This window comes from Pluralibacter sp. (assembly GCF_019237635.1).
Lineage (GTDB): Bacteria > Pseudomonadota > Gammaproteobacteria > Enterobacterales > Enterobacteriaceae > Enterobacter_B.
This window is the reverse complement of sequence record NZ_JAFAGS010000132.1, coordinates 1-11,117: the sequence shown is the minus strand read 5'-3', so window position 1 is coordinate 11,117 and position 11,117 is coordinate 1. Positions and strand designations below refer to the sequence as shown.

The following is an 11,117-nucleotide window of genomic DNA, read 5'->3' as shown; positions in this document are numbered from 1 at the left end:
AGGGATCCCTTTGACTAACCTTGCCGCGTTGTTTCCGGTGCGTCGTCGGTCAAGGCTGTTTTGGCGATACGTCAGCGTAAACAGCGGCGCTGATGCGGGTAAATTTTTGTAATGCACCACCAGCGTTTCACTGTCGCAGGCAATGCCGACGAGCAGCGGCGACTGCCGCGCCGCCAGCCAGGCGCAGTGGGTGACATCGCTGTCCGTCTGTGGCCGAATAACGAAGGGAATACCTTCTTCTTCAATGCCAAACAGCACGTCATTCCAGGCCTGGATGTTGTCGCCGATGCCTGAAATAACAATGGCGGGCGTATTGCTGTTACCGTCCACGGGCGAACTCCTTGTGCCATGACAGGATTAACCCCGTGGCGACGGCATTCCGCGGCCCCTCGGTGCCGCGAATGTTGCCGCGCCCGGCCACCAACCGGTAGTGTGCCAGCGCATCGGTGACGAGCTGTGGAATCTCGAAATCCAGAGACGATCCGCCAACCAGCACGACAAAGGGAATATCGCGAATGTTGCCGGTTGGGCTGACCTGACGCAGCGCGCGCAGGGCATTGGTGACGAAAACACGCTCTTTGGCGCTACGGCGAATGACACGGATTTTTTCCAGTGCCAGGTCACCGGGCAGTGGAACCAGTTCGTCCGGTTTCACCACACACACGCGGGCAAATACTGCAGGCGGTAGCGGGTCAGGGAAAAATTGCACACTGCCGTCTTCGTGGCGCAGATGAAACAGACTCTCCACCCTGGCGAGTGGATATTTTTTGATTTCCTCGGCCAGATAGCGGTCGTCCAGCCCAAGCTCGCGGGCGATGATCATGGTGACCATGTCGCCTGCACCGGCGAGATGGGTGGCGATAATCTCCCCCTGTGGGTTAATGATGGAGGCATCGGTAGAACCTGCGCCTAAATCCAGAATCGCCAACGGAAGGGTCGTGCCCGGCGTGGTCAATGCGCCCAAAATGGCCGCTTCAGCCTCGGCACCACCCACCTGCACATCAACGTACAGCTTCTGCTTTATTTCGCGGGCGATCGTTGCCATCTGCAGGCGATCGGATTTCACCATCGAGGCAATCCCTACCGCTTGTTCTAGTGAGAACTCGCCTGCGAGCCCGCCGGTAACGCTAACCGGAACGGACGTATCGACAGCCAGCAGATCCTGGATAAAGATCTCGCGGCTTGGCTTGTTGGTCAGCTCCGCCATTGTCTGGCGCACGTGCTCCAGCATGCCGCCAATGTTGGTACCGGCTTCCCCGGTGACGTTATCCAGTTTCGGGCACTCGCCGACGGCTTTCATAATGGCGTCGGCACCTGCGGCAATATCGACCCGCAGCGTGCGACCCTGCGACTGTAGCTCAATATTTCCGGCGGGAATGGCGCGTGCTTTCACGTCTCCCGACGGTGTTTTCACCACTACGGCAGAGCGGTTTCCAATCAACGCCCGCGCCATCGGCACAATATTTTTGGTTTCATCGGCATTGAGATGAAACACCGTCGCGATCCCGTAGGGGTTAGACAGCGTCTCAATAACTTTGCCGGGTACCGCGACTTCAATAGCGGCCAACATCCCCAGCGGAATGCGGTCGATGTACAGCACTTCGTCAACGATGGGCAGCGGTTTGTCCAGACGGTTGCTGACCAGCACGCCGTCGTCCTGTTGCAGGATAACGCCGGTTAACTGATATCCGGCGCGCACGGAGGCGTTGATCATGGTGGCGACATCGGCGAAATCGAACGCCGATGACACCACCAGGATGTAAGACGTGTCCGCCGGGCGGGTTAACAGCTCCTCTGGCGTAATGGTGATGCCCAAGCCCAGACCGACGCCGCCCGGTGTTTTCGGGTTGTGGCCGATCATGGTGGACTCGGTGATGATGGTTTCCGTGATAGTCTCCATTGCGACATCACCGATGACCGGTGTGGCCTCATTGATGCGGATGAGCGAAATATCGCTGATATTGATGCCCGCGTTTTTGGCCGCAAGCGTAAGAGCCTCCTGAATACCAAACACGTTACGCAACGTGCCTTTAATTCCGGTGGTGTCTGCCAGCGAGCTACCAATAATGGTGAGCGCGCCAGCCTCATCAAGCCGCGCCAGCGCGACTTCGGTCGATGAGTTGCCGATATCAATACCCGCGATAAATTGCATAACGGCCCCTTAATCGTCGCCTTTGAGTTTTTTACGCTCGACGTACAGCGTTGCGGCTTCACGGACAAATGCTGCGCAAATTTTCGCCTGGTAACGACGTTCAAGATCGTCGGCGATGGCCGTCAGCTCCTCTTTTGTGGAGCGATACGGGCGCAGCGCGTTGTAGATCTCCAGGATTCTATCGTCCGGTACGGCCGTCAGCTCGGCAGCACGCTCAAAGTTCATCGCCAGGCGATCGCGTCCGGCATCTCTGGCGATAGCCGCCTGGATGCGCAGAGTTTCCGGCGTGATACGCATATCCTGCGCGGTGACCTTATTACTGAGGACGTTTTCCAGCGTGAACTCATCCAGTGTTTTGTTGGTCGCTGTTTTTACCCATTCAGGGTGTTTATTCGCCAGCGGATAGTCGCTCACTTTCGCGGTATGCGTTGCGTGACTTTCTGCCACAACAGGCGCGGGCGCATCGCTCTGCAGGCTGTTCATGCGGCTCAACACGTCCCGAACCAGCGATTCAATTGCCTCGGTATTCATAATGGGATCCTTATTAAAGCGCCACGCGCAGTTCCTGCGGGTTTTTGCCCGTCACGACATACTTCGTCTCTTTAATGTGCAAAATGGCGGATTTAGCCTGATATTTCGGCCGCGCCATCTGGTCATTCAGCGTCGGTACCGGCTGCGGTGATTCACGCTTCGCGTAACGCGCGGCGTTTTTGCCGATCTGACGATACGTTTCCAGCGTCAGCAGCGGCGCCTGCGGGAACAGCTCCAGATTTGACAACGGCGGCAGCCCTTGCTGGTGGATAACCGTGGTGCCTTTTGACTGGATGCCGATGGAGATGCCGGACCCGCTCAGGCGGTTGCCCTCAACGGCGACAAATGCCACGTCGGAGGATTTAAAGCAGCGGATCACGCGCGCCTTAATACCTTCTTCTTCAATCCCGGCGATCACCTCACGCAGAATGCTTTTGTGCGGTAAACCGACAATATTCACGGTCTGAGAGAGACCGAATGCCGGACCTACGGCAACGATCACTTCGTCCTGTTGGGCGCCCTGTTTTGCTTCGCCGATTTCGGTCAGAAAGCTGTCGCCAGCGGTCGCGGCAGGCGCGGCCGTTGCCGGTGCGTGGAACGAAACTGGCTTATCGCTGGTCTGCATTTCGGACAGGACATCTTCGATTATCTGGCGCAGCAGTTTTTCATTGATTTCCATTGTTTACCCCTTAGCCAAGCTCGTTGGGATCAAGTGCGCCGGGGATGTTTTTAATCTCTTCCCAGCGTTCGCCCTGCAGGCGATAGCCCGTTGCCGGACCGGCATAATCGTTGATGTCATTGACTGCAGAGAGCACTTGTCCATTACCGACGATAATGGCGGAGGTATGCAGATAGTCCCCGGTCAGCTTGGCTTTCTGGATGTTGAGCATGTCCTGGGCGACATCGGTAAATCCGCCCTGGGCCAGCGCTTTCACCACCTCCAGACCGTTACGGTTTTTGTTGATGATCTCCTGCGCAAACTTGATGTCTTCAACGATGTTTCGCTCCGGCATATCTTTCGACCCATGGGCGTAAGTCGCCGCTTCCACCTCTTCGTCGGTGATTGGCGGCAGCCCCATACCGGTAAAAACAGCCTGTAGCGCGCGGGCGGCTTTGTTACGAATGGCGATAACGTCTTCTTCACGAACCGGACGCAGACCGCCGTCAACCTTCAGGTCACGCTGGATAACGTTGTAGTCGTCGAAATCTTCGGCATCTTCGTTCGAACCGGCGAACATGTTGTCGTAGTTCGGCACGGCCGAATAACCGGAGGAGATAAAGTCGGTACCCGGCAGGAACTGCATCAGCAGGCGCGCGGTGCGACGCATGTCGGAGTGGGTAAAGGTCTGGTCGTTACTGGAGGCGCATTCGAGATCCAACGCCGAGCAGATCAGGTTTTCCGCCAGGATGGCGCGAATGCCTGACGGTACCGCTGACGGTACGCCCACGCAGCTCACGGAGCCGTTTTGTAGACCCTGAACGCCAGCGGCTTTGGTGATGTAAATACAGCGAGCCTCCAGATAAAGCATGGATTTGCCTTCGGCATAGCCCATCTGCACTTCGGAGCCGGAACCGGAGGTAAAGCGCATTTTCAGACCGCGGGAGGCGTAGGAAGAGGCCAGGAAACCTTTCGACCACGGCGTATCGTCACCGTCGGTAAAGACGGGTTCGGTGCCATAAACAGAAATGGTTTCGGCATAGCAGGTGTGGCCCAGCATGCCGAGCTTCAATTCAGTGGCTTCTTCCAGTGAACATTGGGTTAACACCCCAGGACGACCCACCTGTGAACCGACGAGCAGGGCGATAGCGTTGAACGGGGCATAACGCGCCACCGCCACCGTCGTCTCCTGCTCGTCAAATCCGCGCCATGCGCCTTCGGCGGCGTCGGCGGCAATTTGTACCGGGTTGTCTTTCACGTTGGTGACGTGCGCCTGCTGAGACGGGGTGCGGCGGGCGCGCATTTTCTGCATCGCCATCATCATCTCGACCACGTTCATGTGCGACACCACTTCGACAATTTTTGCTGGCGTCATCGCGGTGGTAAGCGGAACAATATCGCTGCGTTTCACATTCGGGTCGCACAGCATATTGGCGAGCTTCACCGAATCCATCGCCATCACTTCTTCGGCGCGCGCCAGGTTAATACCGTAGCGGGCGATAAAGTGGTCGATCAGGTCAAACGCGCCGACCGCTTTGCCATCGAGTTCTGTCACGGCGCCGTTGACGATTTTTATCGAGGGTTTGGGGTCGTTCGGGCTTTCCATCGCGATGAAGCCCTCTTCGATCCACTCTTTAACGAAGCCGTCCTGATTCACAGGGCGTTTCGCCAGTGCTTCAAATCTTTTCGATCTCATGAATCAGCCTCACGGAGTTCAGATATAGGACGGGCGATCGTTTTTCGGCGCCGAACCGAGCGTAGAAAGTACGGTTTTGCCAATTTCTCGCGCGGAGATAACCGCCTGACGCACCGCCCCGGAGTCGCCGGAGATAACCAGAATGGCTTCGTTGCTGAAGCTGGTGCCGTGGGCCGGGGAGCTGTAAGCCACGACGTCTACGTTGGCGGATTTCAGCGCAGTATCCGCCATCAGAACGCCAACAGAGGCCGGAGCGCCGACAATCACGCCACAGGCACGGCCAACGGGTGCGCCAAATGCTTTTTCCAGCGCATAGCTGGCACGGGCGGTGTACTGCAGTTCGATGTGTCCGGCTTCATTGGCGTATACATCGCCGAAGGTGCGGTCGAGTTCTTTGAGCGCGACTTCAATCCCGCGCTTGACGTCTGAAACATCGTTGCCGCCCAAAATGATCAGCGAGCCGTGACCTGCGCCGCCTTTGGTATCGCGAGGAAGCTCAATGCTGACCACTTCGGTGTTGGTCGCTTTTACGGCTTCGTCGGCGGCCATGATGTGCGGGCCTGCGCCAGTGCGCGCGCCCAGAATGCCAATGGAGCGGTAACGCTTTTCAAGCTTCATGGCGTCCAGTAGGGCACTGTCCACATTGGCGATCACCAGACCGACGGTGTCGCCAATGGCGGTGCCAACAAATTCCGTTAAACTGCAGCTCTTCTCTGCCATAGCCGTTTCTCGTTTTGGATGTGGGGTATCCGGGATGACCGTTTGCTCTGGCGTCGCCACACGGGCGATCACCTGCGCCATGATGTGTTCCACCAGTTCATTGCTGCTCATGGGTTAATTCCCTTTGGTAAGATTTTTTCTACATCGGTATGAGGACGTGGAATGACGTGTACGGCTTTCACTTCTCCCACGTTACGTGCGGCGGCGGCGCCGGCGTCTGTCGCCGCTTTTACCGCGCCAACATCACCGCGTACGATGACGGTCACCAACCCTGAACCGATTTTTTCGTAGCCGACCAGCATCACATTGGCCGACTTCACCATTGCGTCTGCGGCCTCTATGGCGGCAGTTAAGCCTTTGGTTTCTACCATTCCTAACGCTTCTTGTTGCATAAAGACCTCGCCTGGGGTTTCCCGATGCTGATGACTATAAAAAGAAGCGAGGAAAAAGAATGGCTGAGATGGAATTGAGTGCGAAAAAATAGTGGGCTGGCAATGATATAAAATTGCTTGCTTGTTTTCTATGTTATTGATTTAAGGTGAAAATAGCTGCGTGTTAGATGTGACTGTTTAGCTATGACTATTCCATATTTACATTTTTATGGATGACAGGATAAATATCATTTGCTATGCGAGCAAAATGAATTTGTGATGCTGGTTTGAAATTACGACTCTGCTCCTGGCAATATTTTATTATTCTGAGGGCCTTATTTAAATAGCCAGAGCACCCGATATCCGTGTCCTTATTAATAAAAGAATGACAAGAATTTGTTATCGCAAGACGATTTTTCGAAGGGGGAGGTCCTCAGGTTGCCAACAATTTGCAGACCGCGCTTTTTATAGTAAGGCTCGATGTACTTCGCTGCCAGCAAGGCGTCCGCTGGTAAAGACACGAACTATCCAGGAAGGTGTCACCATGAATGATTCACTAAAAGCGCAATGTATTGCCGAGTTTTTGGGCACCGGGCTGTTTCTGTTTTTTGGTATCGGTTGCCTGAGCGCGCTCAAAGTTGCGGGTGCGAGTCTGGGGTTATGGGAGATATGCATTATCTGGGGGCTGGGAATTTCACTGGCGGTCTATCTGACCGCGGGGATATCAGGCGCGCACCTGAACCCGGCAATCACCATCGCGTTATGGCTGTTCGCCTGTTTCCCGGGGCGTAAAGTTTTACCTTACACGCTCGCGCAGGTGGCCGGGGCTTTTGGCGGCGCGCTGCTGGCGTATCTGCTGTACAGTAGCTTATTCACCGAGTTTGAAACGGCGCACAATATGGTGCGCGGAAGCGTAGAAAGCCTGCAGTTGGCCAGTATTTTCAGCACCTATCCGGCAGCGGCGCTCAGCGTATGGCAGGCGGCGCTGGTTGAAGTGGTGATCACCTCTATTCTGATGGGGCTGATTATGGCGCTGACGGATGATGGTAACGGTGTGCCAAAAGGCGCTCTGGCGCCTTTACTGATAGGGATCCTGGTGGCGGTGATTGGCGCATCTACCGGGCCGCTTACCGGGTTTGCCATGAACCCGGCGCGCGATTTGGGGCCGAAACTGTTCGCATGGATAGCGGGCTGGGGCAATATCGCCATGACTGGCGGGCGCGAGATCCCCTATTTCATCGTGCCGATCGTGGCTCCCATTATTGGTGCTTGTGCGGGGGCGGCTATTTATCGCTACCTCATTGGCGCGAATTTGCCCTGTAATACCTGTCAGGTTGAATAAAATGCGAGGCAGTCCGTAAAAATTTTCCTGGTATCATATTTCTCAATATTATTTCGTGATCTCCTGTCGCGAACTGGCTAAAAAGTCTCCCGACCCAGGGAGACTTTTGTTATTGTTTCTGCATGGAGATAATGCATGAAACGGTAGATGTAAAATAAATGTTTTTATTATAACAATGGATTAACTGAGGGGTTTTATCATGATTTCTGCGAGCACACTGAACTCAGAACTCATCAATAAAATCGCACAGGATTTTGCGCAAGCCACCAGCCTGGCGGTTGTGGTTGTCAATATTCACGGTGATGAAATTTCTGAACTCTTTAATTTCACGCCGTTCTGTCAGCTAATGCGGCAACATCCTCAGCACAGTATCCGTTGTCGTATGAGCGATCGCTGCGGGGGGCTGGAGGCATCAAAATCAGACCAGCCCTGTATTTATCGCTGCCACGCCGGGTTAACCGACTTTTCTATTCCGCTTGTTATCTCTGGCCATCTGGTTGGCTTCGTGCTCTGTGGACAGGTGCGGTTACGTAACGACAGCGATGTCGATCTGGTCGATATTCTGAACGTCGACGATCGCTGGCAGGCGGATCCTGAGTTGCTCAATGAATTTCGTAATGTCCCGGAGATGGACTACTCGCGGGTGATGGCATCTGCCGATCTGCTAAAGCTGATTGTCGAAAACTGTCTGAAAAAACAGCTTAATTTTGTTGTTATCAAAGATACGCCACCGCAAACAGAGCCTGCGCGTCAGAACCGTGGGCCCAATCCGCATGACGGCAAAATGAAAAAGGCATTGCGCTATATCGACGCGCATTTATCGGACGAGTTGCGTCTGGAAGACGTGGCGTCGCACGTTTATCTTAGTCCGTACTATTTCAGCAAGTTGTTCAAAAAATATCAGGGGATCGGCTTCAACGCCTGGGTAAACCAGCAACGGATGGCCAGCGCCAGGGAACTGCTTTGCCATAGCGACTGGAGCATTGCCAGCATTGCGCGTAATTTAGGCTTTTCGCAAACCAGCTATTTTTGCAAAGTTTTTCGTCAGACCTACCAGGTGACGCCGCAGGCTTTCCGCCAGCAGGCGACTGATAATTTACCTTCCGACGCGACCTGAATAGCAATATTTTGCCATTGCCGATTTTTGATATCGTAATGCATTTTTGTCATTATAAAATGAAAAAAAATGAAGTGGCGCGATAATTTGTCATAGCGCAAGAAATATAGAGATTTTAAGCATAACTCGCTGCGGTTTTTATTTTTTGTGATAAAGCACTGAGTCATTGGGAATGAGGTCAATTAATCTGGCGTGGCGTTTTATTCAGTCTATGTTTCATTACGGTTAAGTATTTACCTAAGGTGAAGCGAAACGCCGTAAGTATTTAATTGCTGTTATGAGAACATGTCGTTTTCTCATAATGTAAGCCGACAGGTTTGGCACATATGTGCCAGGGAAGGGGGTGAGAATCCCCCGCAGCCCCCGCTGCTGTGATGCTGACGACCCCGTGAAGACCACTGATCGCAAGATTGGGAAGGGCGGGCGAGGAGGACGCTAAGCCAGAAGACCTGCCTGTCGGTAACGTTCAACAACTTCGGTGGGAAGTGGGTTGCTTTGATGCATACAGTCGAAAGACTGGGTTTGCGTGTATCTATACCCTTACCACCCTGAACAGGATCAGGGTCATGGCGGCAAAGCAGTACGCGTTCGTTCTGGCAGGTACCGGAAGCGGCTGTGGTAAAACTACGGTGACGCTGGGTCTGTTGAGTGTGCTAAAACAGCGCGGGTTACGCGTCCAGCCGTGCAAAGTGGGGCCTGACTATCTCGATACTGGCTGGCATACGGCAGTCAGCGGTACCGCCTCCCGCAATCTCGACAGCTTCATGCTTCCCGAACCGATACTCAATGCGCTGTTTTGCGAGCAGATGCAGCAGGCGGATATTGCGGTCATCGAAGGCGTGATGGGGCTGTATGATGGCTACGGCACCGACCCGAATTACTGCAGCACCGCCGCGATGGCAAAGCAACTCGGCTGTCCGGTTATCCTGCTGGTGGACGGAAAAGCGGTGTCGACCTCCATTGCCGCCACGGTAATGGGCTTTCAGCGCTTTGACCCCGCCCTGAATATTGCGGGCGTGATTGTCAATCGCGTCAACAGCGAATCCCATTTTCAACTGCTCAGAACCGCCATCGAACATTACTGCGCTGTTCCCGTCCTCGGCTACGTCCCGCGCGTGGAGGGCGTAGCTTTACCCGAACGCCATCTGGGGTTGGTGACCGCCCGCGAGTCAGTCGTCAATCAGCAGCCCTGGCGGGATTTTGCCGCCATCCTCGAACGCACGCTGGATATCGGGCAACTGCTGTCGTTGAGCCAGCTGCCGAAACTTCCACAGGGTTCGTGGCCGCAATGGCCTGCTAAAGATGCGGGCAGAGGCCTGACGTTGGCGATGGCCGACGACGATGCGTTCAACTTCTATTACCCGGATAACATTACGCTGCTCGAACGTACCGGCGTTGAGATTGTCCGCTTTAGCCCGCTGCGCGATAGCCATTTACCTGACTGCCAGATGGTCTGGCTGGGTGGCGGTTATCCGGAACTGCACGCGGCGATGCTGGCTGAAAATACCTCAATGCTGGCGAGCCTTCGCGAGGCGCACCGGCGCGGCGTGGCGATTTATGCGGAGTGCGGCGGGCTGATGTATCTCGGCAGCACGCTTGAGGATGCCGATGGTGTAACGCATCAGATGGTGAATATCATCCCCGGTCACAGCAAAATGGGGACGCGGCTGACCCGCTTTGGCTACTGTGAAGCCCAGGCGCGTCAGCCGACGCTGTTGGCGGACGCTGGCGAAGTGCTGCGCGGCCATGAATTCCACTACTCCGATTTTTCCCCTGAAACCCCTGCGGTACTGGCCTGCCGTAAAGAGCGCGATGGGCTGACGCTACAGGCGTGGTCCGGCGGCTGGCAGGTGGGCAACACCTTCGCCAGCTATCTGCACGTCCATTTTGCCCAGCGGCCCCTGATGCTAAACCGCTGGCTGGCAGCAGCAAGGGGGGCGCTATGACGCTGCTGGCATGGTGTGCCGCCTGGCTGCTCGACGTTATCATTGGCGACCCGCAAAACTGGCCTCATCCGGTGCGTTGGATGGGCAACCTCATCCATGCGCTACAGCGGGTAATTCGCCGTTACTGCCATAGCGACAACGCGCTGCGCATCGGCGGCGGCGTGATGTGGCTGGTGGTGGTCGGGACGACATGGGGCGCCGCTTGGGGCGTACTGGCGCTGGCGCGGACGATTCATCCGTGGCTGGGCTGGGTGGTGGAAGTCTGGATGATTTTCACCGTGCTGGCCGGGCGCTGCCTCGCTAACGCCGCCAGGGACGTTGAGCGGCCCCTGCGGGCAGGCGCTCTTGATGAAAGCCGCGAAAAACTTTCCTGGATTGTGGGCCGCGATACCTCACAGCTTCAGCCGGAACAGATCAACCGGGCGGTGGTGGAAACCGTCGCGGAGAACACCGTTGACGGCATCATCGCGCCGCTGTTCTTCCTCCTGCTGGGCGGGGCGCCGCTGGCGATGGCCTACAAGGCGGTGAATACCCTCGACTCCATGGTGGGCTACAAGCACGAAAAATACCGGGCGATCGGCATG

11 protein-coding genes and 1 riboswitch are annotated in these 11,117 nt (G+C 55.5%); of the genes, 4 read left to right on the top strand and 7 right to left on the bottom strand.

The features are described from left to right. The 7 genes from JO226_RS15565 to pduA all read right to left on the bottom strand — a co-directional run. On the bottom strand, positions 1–330 hold a 330-nt coding region (locus tag JO226_RS15565; RefSeq protein ID WP_293602451.1), incomplete at its 3' end, for a glycerol dehydratase reactivase beta/small subunit family protein. Then, positions 320–2,152 carry a diol dehydratase reactivase subunit alpha gene (locus JO226_RS15560; RefSeq protein WP_293602450.1) on the bottom strand — a complete coding sequence of 611 codons (1,833 nt, stop codon included), beginning with the start codon at positions 2,150–2,152 and terminating at the stop codon, positions 320–322. The genes JO226_RS15565 and JO226_RS15560, both read right to left, overlap by 11 nt. 9 nt (positions 2,153–2,161) lie before the next feature. Continuing rightward, entirely contained in the window at positions 2,162–2,683 is a 522-nt protein-coding gene (gene pduE, locus JO226_RS15555) for a propanediol dehydratase small subunit PduE (protein WP_293602449.1), read from the bottom strand. Positions 2,684–2,696: 13 nt separating this feature from the next. Beyond that, positions 2,697–3,362: a propanediol dehydratase medium subunit PduD gene (pduD, locus tag JO226_RS15550; RefSeq protein WP_293602448.1), complete on the bottom strand. Its 666-nt coding sequence runs from the start codon at positions 3,360–3,362 to the stop codon at positions 2,697–2,699. Between the two features lie 10 nt (positions 3,363–3,372). Continuing rightward, on the bottom strand, positions 3,373–5,037 hold the full coding sequence (gene pduC / locus JO226_RS15545; RefSeq protein ID WP_293602447.1) for a propanediol dehydratase large subunit PduC: 1,665 nt from the start codon (positions 5,035–5,037) through the stop codon (positions 3,373–3,375). 18 nt (positions 5,038–5,055) lie between these two features. Beyond that, positions 5,056–5,868, bottom strand: a complete 813-nt coding sequence (pduB, locus tag JO226_RS15540; RefSeq protein WP_293602446.1) for a propanediol utilization microcompartment protein PduB — start codon at positions 5,866–5,868, stop codon at positions 5,056–5,058. Further along, positions 5,865–6,149, bottom strand: coding sequence for a propanediol utilization microcompartment protein PduA (gene pduA, locus JO226_RS15535; RefSeq protein WP_012906330.1), 285 nt, complete (start codon positions 6,147–6,149; stop codon positions 5,865–5,867). The genes pduB and pduA overlap by 4 nt, the downstream gene beginning before the upstream one ends. 523 nt (positions 6,150–6,672) lie before the next feature. On the opposite strand from pduA, the gene pduF reads away from it, so the two are divergent. The 4 genes from pduF to cbiB form a co-directional block, all read left to right on the top strand. Continuing rightward, positions 6,673–7,470, top strand: a complete 798-nt coding sequence (gene pduF, locus JO226_RS15530) for a propanediol diffusion facilitator PduF (protein ID WP_293602445.1) — start codon at positions 6,673–6,675, stop codon at positions 7,468–7,470. A 199-nt stretch (positions 7,471–7,669) separates the two neighbouring features. Further along, a complete protein-coding gene (gene pocR, locus JO226_RS15525) occupies positions 7,670–8,587 on the top strand; it encodes a regulatory protein PocR (RefSeq protein ID WP_293602444.1) in 918 nt (305 codons plus the stop codon). A gap of 296 nt (positions 8,588–8,883) precedes the next feature. Continuing rightward, positions 8,884–9,059: riboswitch (cobalamin riboswitch) on the top strand. A 94-nt stretch (positions 9,060–9,153) separates the two neighbouring features. Beyond that, positions 9,154–10,533: a cobyrinate a,c-diamide synthase gene (locus JO226_RS15520; protein WP_293602443.1), complete on the top strand. Its 1,380-nt coding sequence runs from the start codon at positions 9,154–9,156 to the stop codon at positions 10,531–10,533. Further along, positions 10,530–11,117 (top strand): adenosylcobinamide-phosphate synthase CbiB (cbiB, locus tag JO226_RS15515; RefSeq protein WP_293602442.1); only part of this gene is annotated, 588 nt, incomplete at its 3' end. The genes JO226_RS15520 and cbiB, both read left to right, overlap by 4 nt.